This window comes from Novosphingobium sp. FW305-C-30-35 (assembly GCF_058783135.1).
The window spans coordinates 2,551,263-2,567,885 of sequence record NZ_JBYSYJ010000001.1 but is presented as its reverse complement, the minus strand read 5'-3'; the positions used below and the strand labels follow the sequence as shown (position 1 = coordinate 2,567,885).

Annotated in this window: 14 protein-coding genes; 10 read left to right on the top strand and 4 right to left on the bottom strand. The window is 62.0% G+C overall.

Translation table 11 applies throughout. From position 1 onward, the window contains the following. Position 1: 1 nt before the first annotated feature. Complete coding sequence (locus tag AC3WLM_RS12725; protein WP_039332780.1) at positions 2–1,162, bottom strand: acyl-CoA dehydrogenase family protein; 1,161 nt, start codon at positions 1,160–1,162, stop codon at positions 2–4. Between the two features lie 193 nt (positions 1,163–1,355). Between AC3WLM_RS12725 and AC3WLM_RS12720 the strand changes: the two genes are divergently transcribed. The 6 genes from AC3WLM_RS12720 (at position 1,356) to AC3WLM_RS12695 (ending at position 7,602) form a co-directional block, all read left to right on the top strand. Next, positions 1,356–2,204, top strand: a complete 849-nt coding sequence (locus tag AC3WLM_RS12720) for an SDR family NAD(P)-dependent oxidoreductase (protein ID WP_039332778.1) — start codon at positions 1,356–1,358, stop codon at positions 2,202–2,204. Continuing rightward, positions 2,201–3,628, top strand: a complete 1,428-nt coding sequence (locus AC3WLM_RS12715) for an MFS transporter (protein ID WP_492477541.1) — start codon at positions 2,201–2,203, stop codon at positions 3,626–3,628. Before AC3WLM_RS12720 ends, AC3WLM_RS12715 begins: the two co-directional genes overlap by 4 nt. Before the next feature lie 105 nt (positions 3,629–3,733). Beyond that, positions 3,734–5,026 (top strand): acyl-CoA dehydrogenase family protein, encoded by a 1,293-nt coding sequence (locus AC3WLM_RS12710; protein WP_039332774.1) that lies wholly within the window; start codon positions 3,734–3,736, stop codon positions 5,024–5,026. 11 nt (positions 5,027–5,037) lie between these two features. Continuing rightward, positions 5,038–6,126: a Zn-dependent alcohol dehydrogenase gene (locus tag AC3WLM_RS12705; RefSeq protein ID WP_039332772.1), complete on the top strand. Its 1,089-nt coding sequence runs from the start codon at positions 5,038–5,040 to the stop codon at positions 6,124–6,126. Then, positions 6,123–7,199: a phosphotransferase family protein gene (locus tag AC3WLM_RS12700; RefSeq protein WP_492477540.1), complete on the top strand. Its 1,077-nt coding sequence runs from the start codon at positions 6,123–6,125 to the stop codon at positions 7,197–7,199. The genes AC3WLM_RS12705 and AC3WLM_RS12700 overlap by 4 nt, the downstream gene beginning before the upstream one ends. A gap of 13 nt (positions 7,200–7,212) precedes the next feature. After that, positions 7,213–7,602, top strand: coding sequence for a reverse transcriptase-like protein (locus AC3WLM_RS12695; RefSeq protein WP_492477539.1), 390 nt, complete (start codon positions 7,213–7,215; stop codon positions 7,600–7,602). A 62-nt stretch (positions 7,603–7,664) separates the two neighbouring features. Here the strand turns inward: AC3WLM_RS12695 and AC3WLM_RS12690 are convergent, their stop codons facing one another. Next, a complete protein-coding gene (locus AC3WLM_RS12690; protein WP_492477538.1) occupies positions 7,665–9,038 on the bottom strand; it encodes a class II 3-deoxy-7-phosphoheptulonate synthase in 1,374 nt (457 codons plus the stop codon). Positions 9,039–9,184: 146 nt separating this feature from the next. Here AC3WLM_RS12690 and AC3WLM_RS12685 point away from each other — a divergent pair, with 146 nt between their 5' ends. Genes AC3WLM_RS12685 through AC3WLM_RS12675 form a run of 3 tightly spaced genes read left to right on the top strand, consistent with a single transcriptional unit; the run spans position 9,185 to position 12,395 of the window. Then, positions 9,185–11,179 (top strand): TadE/TadG family type IV pilus assembly protein, encoded by a 1,995-nt coding sequence (locus AC3WLM_RS12685; RefSeq protein WP_492477537.1) that lies wholly within the window; start codon positions 9,185–9,187, stop codon positions 11,177–11,179. Further along, positions 11,176–11,760, top strand: a complete 585-nt coding sequence (locus tag AC3WLM_RS12680; protein WP_039332766.1) for a TadE/TadG family type IV pilus assembly protein — start codon at positions 11,176–11,178, stop codon at positions 11,758–11,760. The genes AC3WLM_RS12685 and AC3WLM_RS12680 overlap by 4 nt, the downstream gene beginning before the upstream one ends. Beyond that, positions 11,757–12,395, top strand: coding sequence for a TadE/TadG family type IV pilus assembly protein (locus AC3WLM_RS12675; protein WP_427464217.1), 639 nt, complete (start codon positions 11,757–11,759; stop codon positions 12,393–12,395). The genes AC3WLM_RS12680 and AC3WLM_RS12675 overlap by 4 nt, the downstream gene beginning before the upstream one ends. A gap of 22 nt (positions 12,396–12,417) precedes the next feature. Here the strand turns inward: AC3WLM_RS12675 and AC3WLM_RS12670 are convergent, their stop codons facing one another. Further along, positions 12,418–15,309 carry a M16 family metallopeptidase gene (locus tag AC3WLM_RS12670; protein ID WP_039332765.1) on the bottom strand — a complete coding sequence of 964 codons (2,892 nt, stop codon included), beginning with the start codon at positions 15,307–15,309 and terminating at the stop codon, positions 12,418–12,420. A 54-nt stretch (positions 15,310–15,363) separates the two neighbouring features. Further along, entirely contained in the window at positions 15,364–15,930 is a 567-nt protein-coding gene (locus AC3WLM_RS12665; RefSeq protein ID WP_492477536.1) for an FKBP-type peptidyl-prolyl cis-trans isomerase, read from the bottom strand. Positions 15,931–16,044: 114 nt separating this feature from the next. Between AC3WLM_RS12665 and AC3WLM_RS12660 the strand changes: the two genes are divergently transcribed. Beyond that, a complete protein-coding gene (locus tag AC3WLM_RS12660) occupies positions 16,045–16,623 on the top strand; it encodes a NifU family protein (protein WP_039332925.1) in 579 nt (192 codons plus the stop codon).

Genomic DNA, 16,623 nt, shown 5'->3' with positions numbered 1-16,623 from the left:
ATCAGGCTCCCGGCAGTTCGAGGATGCGTTTTGCAACGACGTTGAGCATGACTTCGCTGGTGCCGCCCTCGATCGAGTTGGCCTTGGTGCGCAGCCACGAACGCGACGGGGAGCCGCCATTGGTGCGCTCGCTCTCCCATTCGAGTGCCGTCGCTCCGCCTGCCGACATCAGCAGTTCGTGACGGCGCTTGTTCAGTTCAGTGCCGGCATACTTCATCATGTTGGGCTGCGCGGGATGGGCACGGCCGACCTTGGCCTCATCCAGGAACTTCTCGCCCATGCAGGCATAGGCCAAGGCATCGACATCGAACATGGCGAGGTCGGCGCGCAGGATCGGGTCTTCGAGACCGTTACGGGCAACGATCGCGCCGATAGCGTTGAGGCGATCGCCGCCGCCCGCACCCGAGATCATCTCGCGCTCATGCCCGAGCAAGTACTTGGCGACGTCCCAGCCGCGGTTCAGTTCTCCGACGATCTGGTTCTTCGGCACCACGACGTTGTCGAAGAAGGTTTCGCAAAACGGCGAATTGCCGCTGATCAGCTTGATCGGCTTGGTCGTCACGCCCGGGGTGGTCATGTCGAACAGCAGGAAGCTGATGCCTTGGTACTTGTTGGCCTTGTCGGTGCGGACAAGGCAGAAGATCCAGTCAGCCTTGTCAGCATAAGAGGTCCAGATCTTCTGGCCGTTTACGACCCAGTGATCACCCTTGTCCTCGCCGAAAGTCTGCAAGCTGACGAGGTCCGAGCCCGAGCCGGGTTCCGAATAGCCCTGGCACCAGCGGATTTCGCCGCGGGCGATCTGGTTGAGGTAGTGAACCTTCTGCTCCTCCGTGCCGAACTTCAGCAGTGCGGGGCCGAGCATCCAGATGCCGAAGCTGGACAGCGGCGGACGGGCGCCGATGCGGGCGCATTCCTCGCGCCAGATCTTCGCCTCGGCCGGAGACATGCCGGCGCCACCATAGGGCTTGGGCCAATCGGGCACGGTGTAGCCCTTGGCTGCGCAGCGCTCCATCCAGGTCTTCTGCGCCTCGTTCTTGAACTTGAAGTTGCGTCCGCCCCAGCAGACGTCGCCCTCGTCGCGGACGGGCTCGCGCATTTCGGCAGGGCAGTTCTCTTCAAGCCATGCGCGGATTTCCGCGCGGAAAGCATCAAGGTCTGACATGGTTATGCTCCTCTCTTAATCGGAAGGTTAAGGCGAGTCGCGATGGTCTGGCAAGGGCGGATTTGCGGCACCTTTCCTGCGCTTTAGGGCAAATGCCGCTTGCCGTAGCGTAAACCCCATCGCCATTGACGGACGGTCTTTCGCGCCTAAGCTGACGTAAACGTAAAACGATACAAGAACGCTGGAGAGAGGGATGCGATTCAACGGCAAGACGGTCGTCGTGACCGGCGCAGCTTCGGGAATCGGGAGGGCGAGCGCGATCGCTTTTGCGGCCGAGGGGGCAACGGTCTACGCTGCCGACATCGACGAGGCCGGCCTTCTGGCGACGGCGAGCGCATCCAACGGCAAGGTCGTCACTGCCCGCTGCGATGTCACGCGTTGCGAGGACATCAAGGCCCTGATGGACCGCGCCGCGGCAGAGACCGGCGGCATCGACTCGGTCTTCAACAATGCAGGCGCTGGCGGCGACAGAGCCCCGATCGACGAGATCGAGCCCGAAGGCTGGGACCGGACTATGGACCTGCTGCTGCGTTCGGTCGCTTTCGGCATCCGCTACGCCGTCCCCCACATGATCGGGCGCAAGGGCGCATCGTTCGTCAATACTTCAAGCGTTGCCGCAGTCGGCCCGGGCTATTCGCCCACTGCCTATGCGGTCGCCAAGGCTGGCGTCCTGCACCTGACCAAAGTCGCCGCGGCCGACCTTGCCAAGCACCAGATCCGGGTCAACGCGGTCCAGCCGGGCTTCATCAACACCAACATCTTCACCGCTTCGCTGGATATGCCGGCCGAACTGGAGGCGCAGGCCAAGGGCGCGATTGCCGCAATGTCGCAGCAGGCGCAGCCGGTGGCGCGCGGCGGACAGCCTGACGACATTGCGCAAGCCGTGCTGTTCCTCGCCAGCGAGGCGGCGGGCTTTGTCACGGGTACATCGCTCATCGTCGATGGCGGGATCACCATCGGGCCGCGTCATAGCTGGGACCCGAACATGCCGGGTCTGTTCGACGCGCTGCAGCAGATGGTCGACAGCGGAAAGGCTGCATGATCCCGATCGAAGGCCGCGTCCCGACCCGGCTCGCTCTGGCGAACGGGTTGGGCAGTGTCGCCTATGGCGTAAAGGACAATGGCTTCGCCACGTTCCTGCTGCTGTTCTACAATCAGGTCCTTGGCATGGACGCGCGGCTGGTCAGCCTGGCCCTCCTGATCGCGCTGGTCTTCGACGGGTTGATCGACCCGATAGTAGGGCATTTCAGCGATCGTACCAGAACCGCCTGGGGCAGGCGATTGCCCTACCTGTATGTCGCGCCAATCCCTCTCGGGCTTGCCTGGATATTCCTGTGGTCTCCGATCGGGGAGCCGAGCTTTGCCGTGTTGCTGGCATCAGCCATCATCGTGCGCGCATTGGTGGCGATGTGCGAAGTTCCGTCTGCAGCCTTGGTTGCCGAGATCAGCCGTGACTACGACGAGAGGACGCGCCTGACACGCTTCCGCTTCCTGTTCTCATGGGGGGGCGGGCTGCTGATGCTTTTGCTCGCCTATGGCGTGTTCCTGCCCGACGCGATGCTGGCACGCGAAGGTTATCGCAACTTCGGCCTGTTCGGCGCAGCGCTGATGGTGACCTGCGTGCTGGTTTCGGCATTCGGGCAACATCGGGCAGTTGCCGGCTGGCCACCGGAACGGCGGGCGACAGGGAAGAGCGCCCTCGCCTCTCTGGGCGAAATTCGCGAGAGCTTCTCACATCCTGCCTGCCTCATCGTGATGGCAGGCATTGCAGCGGCGCTGACCGCGCAGGGCATCACGTTTGCCTTGTCCAACTACCTTTACCTCTACGTCTGGAAATTCACGCCAACCGCCTTGCAGGCCTTCCCATTCCTGCTCTTCGCCAGCGTCGTGGGAGCATCGCTGCTCGTCGGACGCGCTCAACTGCGCTGGGGCAAGGCGGGGACAGTCATGCGGATGGCGCCGCTGGGCATGGTCTTCTGGGCAGGCCCGCTACTGTTGCGCTGGCTGGGTCTGTGGGCAGCAGACGGTTCTACCTTGTCGCTGGGGGGAATGTTTGCATGCACTCTGCTTTCGAACACCTTCACTGTCACCGGCACCATGACCTTGTGGTCGATGGTTGCGGATGTTGTGGAGGCGTCCGAGGAACAGACCGGGCGAAGGTCGGAAGGGACACTGTCGGCAGGCGCATTCCTTGCCTCGAAGTGTGCAGGCGGGCTTGGCGTGTTCTGTACCGGGCTGCTACTGAGCTTTGCGGGACTGGAACCCAACACCGCCCCCGATGCCGTCGCGCCAGAAGTGACATATCGCCTCAGTCTTGCCTATTGCGCCAGCATTGCCGTGCTGGCGGGAATGACCGCATTCGTGGTCCGGCGATTTCCGATTGACCGGGCGACGCACCAGGCTCGACTTGAACGGCTCAATCAGGTGGCAAGGGCCGATCCCGATGCCGCGGGATTGCATCCCTGACGCCGCAATGATCCCAATCAACGACAGAACTTAATCGGTCACTTAATTTCCGCTTGAATTCGCGCATGGCCCGATGGACATTGCCGGACAACCAAGGAGAGGCTCATGGATTTCGAACCGACCGACCGCCAGAAGTATTGGCGTGACCGCGTCCGCCAGTTCATCGAGGACAACGTCCGCCCGCGCTACAAGGACTACAAGGCCGAACAGGCGACGGGCGACCGGTGGAAGGTTTTGCAGACGGTCGAGCAGGAGAAGGCCAAGGCCAAGGCTGCCGGAATCTGGAACCTGTTCATGCCGCCACGCAACGGCGGTCACCATCATGTCGAGGAAAGCTTCGAATTCGAAGGCCCGGGCCTGACCAACCTTGAATATGCACTTTGCGCCGAGGAAATGGGCCGCATCGGCTGGGCCAGCGAGGTGTTCAACTGCTCGGCACCTGATACCGGGAACATGGAAGTGTTCCATCGCTACGGCACTCTCGAGCAGAAGGAGCAGTGGCTGCGCCCATTGATGAACGGCGAGATTCGCTCCGCCTTCCTGATGACCGAACCGGCCGTCGCCTCGTCGGACGCGACCAACATCGAAACCTCGATCCGCCGCGAGGGCGACGAGTACGTGATAAACGGGCGCAAGTGGTGGTCGTCGGGCGTGGGCGATCCGCGTTGCAAGATCGCCATCGTCATGGGAAAGACCGACTTCGAGGCCAAGCGTCACCAGCAGCAGTCGATGATCCTGATGCCGCTCGACGCGCCGGGCGTGGAGATCGTCCGTCACCTGCCCGTCTTCGGCTATGACGACGCGCCGCACGGCCACATGGAAGTGGTGATGAACAACGTGCGCGTGCCCGCATCCAACATCCTGCTCGGCGAAGGTCGCGGCTTCGAGATTGCGCAGGGACGCCTCGGGCCGGGCCGCATCCATCACTGCATGCGCACGATCGGCGTGGCCGAGGAGGCGATTGCCAAGATGGCCAAGCGCCTGCAATCGCGCGTGGCCTTCGGCAAGCGCGTGGCTGATCAATCGATCTGGGAATGGCGCATCGCGCAGGCCCGCATCGACATCGAAATGACCCGCCTGCTCTGTCTCAAGGCGGCGGACATGATGGACAAGGTCGGCAACAAGTCGGCTGCGCTGGAAATTGCGATGATCAAGGTCCAGGCGCCGAACATGGCCTTGCGGATCATCGACGATGCGATCCAGGCCCATGGCGGCGGCGGCGTTTCGGAAGACTTCGGTCTTGCCGAAGCCTATGCCCACCAGCGGACGCTGCGACTGGCCGATGGACCAGACGAAGTTCACGCCCGCGCCATCGCCCGCATCGAATTTGCCCGTCATTCGGAATTGCCCTCGGGCGACCGTGGCTTCAGTTCGGGCGATCTGGGCGTGGCTCGGTAAGGAGAGAGAAGATGAAAGCCGCCGTACTCGTCGAACCGGGCAAACCGCTCGAAATCCAGGACCTGACCGTTTCGAAGCCGGGTCCGCACGAAGTTCTGATCCGTACGGCCGCTTGCGGGCTGTGTCATTCGGACCTGCACTTCATCGAGGGCGCCTATCCGCATCCGCTCCCGGCCGTGCCAGGACATGAAGCAGCCGGGATCGTCGAGGCTGTGGGTTCGGAAGTGCGGACCGTGAAGGTGGGTGACGCGGTCGTCACCTGCCTGTCGGCCTTCTGCGGGCACTGCGAGTTCTGCGTCACCGGACGCATGTCGCTGTGCCTCGGTGCCGACACCCGGCGCGGGGTTGGCGCGCCCCCGCGCCTCACCCGGACCGACGATGGCAGCACCGTGAACCAGATGCTGAACCTTTCGGCCTTTGCCGAGCAGATGCTGGTGCATGAACATGCCTGCGTCGCGATCACGCCGGACATGCCGCTCGACCGCGCCGCCGTAATCGGATGTGCGGTGACGACCGGTGCCGGCGCCGTGTTCAACGCCGCCAAGCTGACGCCGGGCGAAACGATCTGCGTCGTCGGCTGCGGCGGCGTGGGACTGGCCACCGTCAATGCCGCAAAGATTGCAGGGGCCGGACGAATCATCGCTGTCGACCCCATGCCCGAGAAGCGCGAACTGGCGCTGAAGCTCGGCGCGACCGATGCGATCGACGCAGGGCCGGATGCAGCCAGGGAAATCGTCGAGATGACCAAGGGCGGCGTCCACCATGCCATCGAGGCAGTGGGCAGGCCGGCTTCCGGCGACCTGGCAGTTGCTTCGCTGCGGCGCGGCGGGACGGCCACTATCCTCGGCATGATGCCGCTTAATCACAAGGTCGGCCTGTCGGCGATGGACCTGCTGTCGGACAAGAAGCTGCAAGGCGCCATCATGGGCGGCAATCACTTCCCCGTGGATCTGCCGCGTCTGGTTGACTTCTACATGCGCGGGCTTCTCGATCTCGACACCATCATTGCCGAACGAATTCCGTTGGAGGGCATCAACGTAGGGTTCGAGAAGATGAAGCAGGGCAATTCTGCCCGCTCGGTCATCGTGTTCGGCCAATGAGCGAGGCGGTGATGGACGCACAGGCAGCGTTTACGGGAACGGTCGTTCCCGAAGGCGCGGACAAGCTGGATGAGGCAAGCCTGACCCGCTGGTTCGAGGAAAACGTGGTGGGCTTTCAGGGCCCGCTTACGGTCTCGAAATTCAAGGGCGGGCAATCGAACCCGACCTACAAGATCGACAGCCCTTCAGGGCCCTACGTGCTGCGGCGAAAGCCCTTCGGCAAACTGCTGCCATCGGCCCATGCGGTGGACCGCGAATACAAGGTTCAGGCGGGGCTATCAGGAACAGGCTTCCCGGTTGCTCGCCAGTATGGGCTGTGCACGGACGACAGCGTCATCGGGTCGTGGTTCTATGTCATGGGCTGTGTCGACGGGCGGACGATCTGGGACGGCGCAATGCCGGGCGCCACACCGGAATTCCGGCGTGCGACCTACGACGCCATGGTCGATACGCTTGCCGCATTGCATTCGGTTGATATCGAGCAGGCCGGGCTTTCCGACTTCGGCAAGCCTGGCAATTACTTCGGCCGGCAAGTCGATCGCTGGACCAAGCAGTATCGCCTTTCGGAAACCGAGACGATGCCCGAGATGGAGCGGCTTATCGAATGGCTGCCCGCAACCCTCCCCGAGCAGACGCGGACCAGCGTGGTGCATGGCGATTATCGCATCGACAACATGATCTTCCATCCCACGCAAGCCAAGGTCGTTGCGGTGCTCGATTGGGAACTGTCCACGCTGGGCGATCCGCTTGCCGACTTCACCTATTTCTGCACGGCATGGGTGCAGGACAATGGCGGACGTTCGGGCGTGCAGGACCTGGACCGCAAGGCGCTGGGCATTCCGGAACTTGAAGAAGTGGTTGCACGATACTGCGAAAAGACCGGACGTGACGGATTGCCGGGGCTTGACTGGTACATTGCCTACAACTTCTTCAGGCTGGCAGGCATCATCCAGGGGATCAAGAAGCGCGTGATCGACGGGACAGCCTCAAGCGCTCACGCCAAGGCGATGTCGGAAAGAGTCCGACCGCTGGCAGAGCTGGCGTTGAGTTTTGCGGTAAAGGCCGGGGCCTGATACCGCCCCACCCATGGCAGAGCACAAGCCTCTCAAGGTCTACTTCGACGGCGGCTGCCGGCCCAACCCGGGTCCCATCGAGGTTGCGGCTGTAATGCGTGGGATGGCCCAAGTGCGCACCGATCTTGGCAACGGCACCAATGGCGATGCCGAATGGCTGGCCCTGATCCATGCGCTTGAAGTGGCACAGGCCAGTGGCGCCGCCGCATTCGATCTGTTGGGAGACAGCCGTTCGGTGATCGCACAGGCCAATGGCCGCGCGAAAGCGGCTTCGCCAAGTGACCGGGTGCATCTGGAGCGCTTCCGGAAGCTGGCTGGAGCGAATCCGCCCACGCGTGTTCGATGGGTTAAGCGCGAGCAGAACCTTGCGGGCATATTCTTGAACGCCAGACACCCGCGCTAGGCAAAGAAATAGCCCCGGAGGCAGAACCCCCGGGGCCATGATTTTGCAGTCTGGGAAGGACGTCAGGCAGCTTCGGCCTTTGCCCCTTCCCGCTCGGCATTCAGTGCCTCGGCCAGCAGGAATGCCAGTTCGATCGACTGCGCTGCATTGAGACGCGGATCACAATGGGTGTGATAGCGATCGGCCAGCCCTTCCTGGGTGATCGCGACGGCACCACCGGTGCACTCGGTCACATCCTGGCCGGTCATCTCGATGTGAATCCCGCCAGCGTGGGTGCCTTCGGCGCGGTGGACCGCGAAGAAGCCCTTCACCTCGGTCAGGATACGGTCGAACGGCCGCGTCTTGTAGCCGTTGTCGGCCTTGATGACATTGCCGTGCATCGGATCGCACGACCACACCACGGGATGGCCTTCGCGCTTCACGGCGCGCACCAGCGGAGCGAGCCCTGCCTCGACCTTGTCGTGGCCGAAGCGACTGATCAGCGTCATGCGGCCAGGTTCGCGCGAGGGATTGAGCGTATCGAGCATGCGCAGGAGCGCATCGGCGCTGAGCGAAGGACCGCACTTCATGCCGATCGGATTGTTGACGCCGCGCAGGTACTCGACGTGGGCCGAACCTTCGAAACGCGTGCGATCGCCGATCCACAGCATGTGGGCACTGGTGTCATACCATTCGCCAGTCAGCGAATCCTGCCGGGTCATCGCCTCTTCGTAAGCCAGCAGCAGCGCTTCGTGGCTGGTGTAGAAGCTGGTGCCCTGAAGCTGCGGCACGGTACGCGGATCGACGCCGCAGGCTTCCATGAAGTCAAGCGCTTCGCCGATCTTGTCGGCGGTTTCACGGAACTTCGTGGCCCACGGGCTCTTGCCGATGTGGTCCAGCGTCCACTGGTGGACCTGGCGCAAGTTGGCGTAGCCGCCGCCCGCGAAGGCGCGCAGCAGGTTCAGTGTCGCCGCTGCCTGGCTGTAGGCCCGCAGCATGCGCTCAGGGTCCGGAATGCGCGATTCCGCAGTGAAATCAATGCCATTGATATTGTCACCGAGGTAGCTCGGCAGTTCAACGTCACCGATTTTCTCAACCGGGGATGAGCGCGGCTTGGCAAATTGCCCGGCCATGCGGCCCACCTTTACCACCGGTTGCTTGCTGGCAAAGGTCAGCACGACCGCCATCTGCAGCAGCACGCGGAACGTGTCGCGAATGTTGTTCGGATGGAATTCGGCAAAGCTCTCGGCACAGTCTCCGCCCTGCAGCAGGAAACCCTTACCTGCGGCCACCTGCGCGAGGTCGGCCTTCAGAGCGCGCGCCTCACCTGCAAAGACCAGCGGCGGAAAGCTCGTCAGGGTCTTCTCGACCTCGTTCAGCTTTTCGGCATCGGGATAGACCGGCAGATGCCGCCCTTCAAACCCGCGCCACGAATCCGCAGTCCAGTTCTGTGCCACTTTCCATTCCTTTCAAGAGGCGCGCCCATACGCCGCCTGCGCAGGAAAAGCAAAGGAAGGCTTGCTGTCACAGCAATCGATCATCGCGATCACGCCGAAGGCCACCGATAGGGAATTTTCCTTAGTCACCTCATCAGGATGTCTTGGTGGACGAGCGGTTAACCGTGCAGATCCCACCAAAGGTCGTTCGTTTTCCCATGCTTGCCCTTCGCCGCTTCCTGATTTTACTGGCCCGAAGCCGCGGTGGAAACATCCTGCCTCTATCGGCCATGGCAATCTTCGCCGTGGCCGCGCTGATTGGCGGCGCCATCGACATAAGCCGCGCCTGGCGCACCCAGACGAGGCTGCAGGCGGCATGCGACGCAGGTGTTCTGGCAGGCCGTCGAGCCGTAACCACAAACGGCTTCGATGCCGCGGCAAAGACGCAGGCGGACAATTACTTCTTCGCAAACTTCGACGAGACTCACCAAGGTTCGCGAGACACGACTTTCGAGCCGACCTCGGCGGACAAAGGCGGCACGATCGATGCCGTGGCCACAACCATGCTTCCGCCCCTGATGATGCAGATCTTCGGCTTCCAGGGTTTTGATCTGAGCGTCAGATGCACGGCCTCGATGGGCGTGGGCAACAGCGACATCATGATGGTCCTCGATACCACTGGCTCCATGGCCTCACTGCTGGCGGGAAGTACGCAGACACGCATCGAAGCACTGCGCGCTGCCATGAAGAACTTCCACAGCACTGTCGAGAACGCCTTGTCGGGCACAAACGCACGTGTGCGATACGGATTCGTGCCGTACAGTTCGTCAGTCAACGTTGGCCGGCTTCTACACGACCTTGATCCGTCGTATCTGGTTGACAGTTGGACAATCCAGTCTCGTCATGCGGTTTACCGAACCGTTCAGACCTTGAGTGGCTACGGCACGCCGAGAAGCGGGACACCGACGACCACAACTACAACGCCAACCTACTCCCTCTGGGCCAACTACGGCTCCAACATCTACCTGACGTCGACATCATGTAATAACGCAAAGCCAGCCGATACGGCCTGGGCCAATTCGGGGAGTGCCACCTCCACCTCGACGACGACAACGAACTCGTCCGGTCAACGGGTTGTGACGACCGTCGTGACCCAGCCGCAGACGGCGACTTTCTATCAGTGCGCCTGGCTGATCCTGAACTACAGGATCCAGTCGCGAACCGGCTCGCGCAACTCCGTGACAACGACGACCACGACGGCCGATCCGATCTATACAAGCTCGCAAGTCTTCGATCGTTGGGAGTATCGCCCGGTGACCTATGACACGAGCCGGTTCAAGAATTTCGAAGCGGTCTCGACACCAACCGGCGAAAACGGCGCGTCTGTTTCGTCAACTTGGAAAGGGTGCGTCGAGGAGCGTGCAACCGTATCCGAGCCGAGCTTCACGTGGTCATCGCTGGGGGGCTTCAACCCGGCCGGCGCCTTGGACCTCGAAATCGATTCCGCCCCTGACAGCTCCGCATCCAGCAAATGGGCGCCGATGTGGCCAAACGTCGCCTACATACGGACGGTCACCTACAACGGCACTGTGTACATGAACAGCGCGACACCCTCGGCTGAGGGCCAGCAGGCGGCGTCATTCTGCCCGACTGGCGCGCGCTTGCTGGCCACGATGAACAAGACAGCGTTCGACGCGTTCGCGGATTCGCTCGTTCCCGAAGGCGCGACCTACCATGACATCGGGATGGTCTGGGGAGCGCGGCTGGCATCGCCAGACGGCTTATGGTCGAGCACTGTTCGCCAAGCGCCCACGAACGGCGGCGAGGTTTCGCGCCATCTGATCTTCATGACCGATGGCGAAATGGCACCCAGCTACTCCATCCAATCAGCCTGGGGCATTGAGTACCATGATCGCCGTGTCACCGATGATGGTGTAAACGAAGACGCTGCGCGCCATAACTCACGGTTCCTTGCCCTGTGCGAAGCCGTGAAGGCCAAAGGCATCCGCATATGGGTCATCGCGTTTGCACAGGCCATGACGCCCGAACTCCAGACATGCGCCTCCAGCGCGAGTGCCTTCACGGCAGCCAACGCAAACCAGTTGGATGCGGCATTCCAGTCGATCGCAAAACAGGTCGGCGAACTGCGAGTGGTGCAATGACCGAAATGCGGCTCAGGACTGATGACGAAGGTGCAACAGTCGTCGAATTCGCGATTGTCGTGCCCCTGTTCCTGTTGCTGCTGATCGGCATCATGGACATCGGGCAGATGGTTTATGGCAAATCGGTCCTGACCGGCGCTGTACACCGCGCAGCGCGCGATTCTTCATTGGAAACGCGCAACACCAGCGAAGCCGACGCCTCGGTACTCGACGCCATCCGTCCGGTGCTTCCTGGCGTAACCATCAAGACGAGCCGGACCAGCTATTACGACTTTGCCGACGTCGGCAGGGCCGAGAAATGGAACGACAAGAACGCCAATGCCGTGTGCGATGCCGGCGAGACCTTTACCGACGAAAACCGAAATGGCCAATGGGACCAGGACGTTGGGCAAAAGGACAGCGCCGGTACCGCCAATGACGTCGTCGTCTACAAGGTGACAGCAACCTTCAAACCCGTGTTCCAGGTGCCCTTCCTGCCCAAAATGTGGTCGGAACGAACGCTCACGGCTACCGCAGTGACCAAGAACCAGCCGTTCGGCAACCAGACGGGCTATGGCGCCACGGCCGGGAGCTGCCCATGAAGCTACTGCAAAGTCTGTTCAGCCGACAGGACGGGGTATCGACCATCGAGTTTGCTCTGGTTGTGCCTGTATTCATGATCCTGGGCATGTATGGGGCCGAAATCGCATGGCTCAACGCCGCTTCAATGGAAGCGAGCCAGGTTGCTCTGGCGCTTGCTGACAATGCTTCCCGTCTTGGCCAAACCGACAATAGCGGCGTGACCCCCACGATTACCAGCAACGACGTACACTCGGTCCTGACAGGCGCATTGGAGGAAGGCTCGAATATCGATCTGGCCGAGAATGGCCGGGTCATCCTGTCCAGCCTTGAAGTCCATCCACTGACTGGCAAGCAGTATGTTCATTGGCAGAAGTGCATGGGCAAGGGCCGCCAGACCTCTGCGCATGGCAAGCCAGATCTCACAGGCAGCGCATTGTCCTCGATAGCTTCGGGCATTTCGCTCGGCGGTAGAAAGATCACGTCATCCAGCAAGGGCGCGGTCATGGTCGCCGAAGTCTGGTACGAGTACAAAGGCCTGTTCGGAACGATGTTCGTCAAGCCGATCACTATACACGAACAGGCAGCCATCATCGTCCGTGACGACCGTAATGTCGGCCCTGGCCTGAGCGGTACGAACGACAAGATCGAATGCTGACACAGGCCTGAGGACATTTCGGTCAGCGTTTTTCCGGGACAACCTCCAGGCGCCAGCTCTTGTCCGCTCGCAGGTATTTCTGCGCCAGAGCCTGCATGCGCTCGGGCGTTGTCTGGCTGTAATCGTTGAGGATCGTGCGGATCGCAGCAATCTTGCGCGGATCGTATGCAGCTCCTTCCAGCTGGTACATGTAGAAGCCATTTCCAGTGCTGGCCCGCGTGATCAGTTGCTTGAGCGGTTCAGTCACCCGGCTGATCTCGTCTGCTGAAGGCGGCGTAGCAGCAAGTTCAGCTGCGATCTTGTCAACGGCAGCAAAGAAAGTGTCGAAATCTCCCGGCCGCAATTGGACCATCGCTGAGAGGTACCCGCCCGATGGCAGATCCAGGGGCCAGCTTGAACCGACTTGCGGCGCGTAGCTCGCTCCCACCTTTTCGCGCATCGCATCGAACAGGCGATTGTTGAAGATCTGCGCCAGGATTTCGAGCTGGCGGCTTTCACGCACACCGGCCTGGCCGCCCCCGGTTGGCCATGCCACCACGGCTGCGGCCTGCGAGGGATCGCCGCGATGGGTCAGAACCAGCGGTTCGGCGTTGTGTGCCGGGATGTTCGGGGCAAGTGTCGGCGCCGCTGTCGGAGTGCGGACCGGCAAGGCGCCGAAAGTCTTTTCCAGAGCAGCCAATGCCTGTTCGCGCGTGAAATCGCCAAACATGTCGATCTCGATCGGTCCTTCCGAAAGCAGCGGCTCCCATGTCTTGCGGAAGCCCTCCGGAGTTACCTTCTCCAGCTCGGCCGGGTTTGGCGTCGCATAGCGCGGGTCTCCATCGCGCAACAGCCAGTTGAGATCGCGATTGAGTACCGCATTGGGAGCCGAATTGTAGCTTTCGTACTGGAGCTTTGCCGCGGCCTTGGCACGCAACACCGGATTGGCATCCCAACGCGGCATGCCCAGCTTGGCAGCCATGAGATAGAGCTGGTCGGCAAGGTCCGCCGGGCGCGTATCGGCCGAAAGCACGAATGCCGTGTCGTCTATGTCGAAATCGAGGCTCAACTTGCGGCCTGTCGCCAGACGGTCCAGATCATCCCGCCCGAGTGCGCCGATGCCGCTGTCCATCAGCGCCACCTCGCCGATCGGGCCATAAACCGCATCTTGGGGCTGGATCGCCGAGTACCCGCCGCCAAACCTGGCCTTGATGATGATGCGGCCTGGCTCGGCGTCATTGGGCCACAGCAGAACGCGAACACCGTTGGAGAGTTCGACCTGCTCGATGCCTAGCAACCCGATCGGTCGCGCGCTGGCGACAGTGCCAGGTGTGCCAACGGGTGGAAGGTCCGAAAACTTGAGGGCGTTTGCCGCCACGCGGCTTTCCGATGCCGCCTTGACAGGCGCAGTCAATGCCGCGCGCAGGGAGGCTTCGTCAGCTTCGCCAGCCTTTGGCGTGATCATCATCGGGCGTACCACGGTGCCCCTGAACAAGGCACGGGTATGTTCAAGCACGGCTTGCGGCTTGAACAAGGGTATGGAACGCCTGAATATGTCGTAGACGGTGTCGGGGTTGGCTACGGTCTCGCGGATATCGACGGCGTTGACGATATCGTCAGCCGCCTTGGACCCGGCAATGGTGGACTGCGTTTCGACCGAGACCTTGAAGGCGACTTCAAATTCGGCAACTTCGCGGTCGATCTCTGCCTGAGAGGGCGGCGTGGCCAAAGCATCGGCAATGACCGAGCGCACGTCTGTTACCGCACTTTTCCAGTCCTCGCTCAATGGCGTGACCGTCACGATCGTGGCGTCTGCGGATCGCGAAAGCTCCTGCTTCATCTCGTCCACGGACGCCACCAGATAGCTCCCGCCGCCCCGCGCCCTGGCCTCAAGCCTGCGATTGATCAAAGCCAGCGCGAGCCGATCAATCATCAGGCCCTGGTTGTAGACAATGGTATCGTTGACCTTTGTCCATGGACGCAGGATCGCCCAGTTTACCAGTCGTGGCAGGTCCGGCTCGACCAGCACTTTCGCTTCGCCGACCGGGTTCTTGGGATCGATGCCGGCGGGCGCAATCGGCTTGCCGAAATCAGGCTGCAACGGCTTCTTGCCGGCCACCTGCCACCCACCGAACCATTGTTCGATCCGCGCGACCAGTGCTGCCGGGTCAGCATCGCCGGCCACCACGATCACGGTATTGTCGGGGCGATACCACTTGTCATGGAAAGCCTTTACCGCAGCAGCGTCGGCCGCTTCGAGAGTTTCCACCGTGCCGATCGGGCTGCGCGATGCCAGGAGCTGCCCCTTGAAGAACAGCCCCCGCGTTGCGTCCAGCACCCGCGATTGCGCGCTGGTGCGTTCGCGCATTTCGGCAAGGACGATCGGAACCTCGGTCTTGACGCCACGATCGGTGAAGATCGGCGCAGTGATCATCCCCGACAGCAGCTTGAACGTCTCGTCCAGCTTGGGTGCCGTCGCATTGGGAATGTCGAGCTTGTAAACCGTCTGCGTGGGACTGGTCTCGGCGTTGGTATCGCTGCCAAAGGTGGCACCCAGCCGCTGCCACGTGGGGATCGTCTCGCCTTCCTTGAGATACTTCGATTCGCGGAAGGTCAGGTGCTCGATGAGGTGCGCATAGCCCCGCTGCGGCTCGGTCTCGTACATCGAACCCGCGTCCACCAGAACGCGGATCGACACCTGCTCGGGCGGAACGCCGCTGTGACGTACCGCATAACGAATGCCGTTCGGCAGGATGCCAAAGGTCCAGGCCTTGTCCTGCGGAACGTCCGAGCCCTTGTAGAGCCACGGGACGTTGGACTTCGTCGCCGCGCTCGGGGCCTTGGCAGGAGCTTCGGCAACCACGGGAGCCGCCGAAACCAGCAGGAGGGAAAGAAACAGGCCGAAGCGCCGGGCGCGCGTGTTACGGGATCGCATCACCCGACTATAGGAAGCCTTCTCATGAAGGACCAGTGAATAGACCCGTTACTTTCAGGGCGTTGTCGTGGCCGCCTGCGCAGGTTGGGTTGCAGATTGGGCAGCACGCATGGCTTCGACTTCTGCAACGGTCTTGAAGTCGACCAGTTCGACCTGGAACACGAGATCCGCATTTGCACCGATCGGGCCTGAGCCTTCAGCGCCGTAACCAAGCGCCGAGGGCACGCAGAGACGCATCAGGCTGCCCTTGGATAGAAGCTGCAGGCCTTCAGAGAAGCCCGGAATGACGCCATCCACGGGAAATGCCGCCTGCATGCCCTGGTCGAACACCTCCCCATTGGCGGCAAGATAGCCGACGTAATTGACCAGCACGTAATCACTCTTGGTCGGCTTTGCGCCTTCGGCTGGCTTCAGGAGCATCGTGCCGAGCCCACTAGCAGTCTTGGCAGAGCAGAGGCGCTGTGCGGGCGCGACCACCGGATTCAGCGGCATCGGGATGGCGACAGCCGATGGCGCGACCGGCTTTGCCGCAGGTGCGGCGGCATTCAAGGCCGAAGCACCGAAGGTGCAGGCAAGAACGGCAGGGGCGAGGCGGACGAGCGCAAGGGGGAGCTTGATCATCTCGCTGCATTAGCGAGCCTTGCGAGGTTCCGCCATGAGACCTTGCGCTGAAACTGCGCAAAACCCGGCCTGTCGGGCCCTTGACCACGCGAAGGACTGGCCTACATGCGAATCATGTTCATCGAGACAGAAACCACGCCCAACCCCGCCACGCTCAAGTTCCTGCCCGGCGAGCAGGTCATGGCAAGCGGAACGCGCGAGTTCACTTCGCCTGAAGCTGCTGAGGCATCGCCCCTCGCGCAGGCGCTGTTCGATCTTGGTGACGTGACCGGCGTGCTGTTCGGGCGCGATTTCGTTTCGGTCACCGCCGCACCCGGCGTGGAATGGGCCGGCCTGAAACCGCAGGTTCTGGCGATCCTGCTCGATCATTTCGTCAGCCAGGCTCCGCTGTTTCTGGGGGGCACTGCCGCCGGCATCGCGGTTCCTGCCGAAGCTGATGAAAGCTTCGCCGACGACCCGGCCGACGCCGACATCATCGACCAGATCAAGGATCTGATCGAAACGCGCGTGCGGCCTGCGGTGGCCAATGACGGCGGAGATATCATCTACAAGGGCTTCCGCGAAGGCGTGGTCTACCTCCAGATGCAGGGCGCCTGCTCGGGCTGCCCGTCGTCGACAGCTACGCTGAAGAACGGGATCGAGAGCCTGCTGAAGCACTACGTGCCCGAAGTTACTGAAGTTCGAGCAGCCTGA

Bases quoted from the DNA above. Each gene is read 5' to 3' on its own strand.
- AC3WLM_RS12710 (WP_039332774.1), top strand. From the start codon at position 3,734: ATGGATTTCGAACCGACCGACCGCCAGAAGTATTGGCGTGACCGCGTC.
- AC3WLM_RS12720 (WP_039332778.1), top strand. From the start codon at position 1,356: ATGCGATTCAACGGCAAGACGGTCGTCGTGACCGGCGCAGCTTCGGGA.
- AC3WLM_RS12715 (WP_492477541.1), top strand. From the start codon at position 2,201: ATGATCCCGATCGAAGGCCGCGTCCCGACCCGGCTCGCTCTGGCGAAC.
- AC3WLM_RS12700 (WP_492477540.1), top strand. From the start codon at position 6,123: ATGAGCGAGGCGGTGATGGACGCACAGGCAGCGTTTACGGGAACGGTC.
- AC3WLM_RS12675 (WP_427464217.1), top strand. From the start codon at position 11,757: ATGAAGCTACTGCAAAGTCTGTTCAGCCGACAGGACGGGGTATCGACC.
- AC3WLM_RS12725 (WP_039332780.1), bottom strand. From the start codon at position 1,162: ATGTCAGACCTTGATGCTTTCCGCGCGGAAATCCGCGCATGGCTTGAA.
- AC3WLM_RS12705 (WP_039332772.1), top strand. From the start codon at position 5,038: ATGAAAGCCGCCGTACTCGTCGAACCGGGCAAACCGCTCGAAATCCAG.
- AC3WLM_RS12695 (WP_492477539.1), top strand. From the start codon at position 7,213: ATGGCAGAGCACAAGCCTCTCAAGGTCTACTTCGACGGCGGCTGCCGG.
- AC3WLM_RS12660 (WP_039332925.1), top strand. From the start codon at position 16,045: ATGTTCATCGAGACAGAAACCACGCCCAACCCCGCCACGCTCAAGTTC.
- AC3WLM_RS12665 (WP_492477536.1), bottom strand. From the start codon at position 15,930: ATGATCAAGCTCCCCCTTGCGCTCGTCCGCCTCGCCCCTGCCGTTCTT.
- AC3WLM_RS12680 (WP_039332766.1), top strand. From the start codon at position 11,176: ATGACCGAAATGCGGCTCAGGACTGATGACGAAGGTGCAACAGTCGTC.
- AC3WLM_RS12670 (WP_039332765.1), bottom strand. From the start codon at position 15,309: ATGCGATCCCGTAACACGCGCGCCCGGCGCTTCGGCCTGTTTCTTTCC.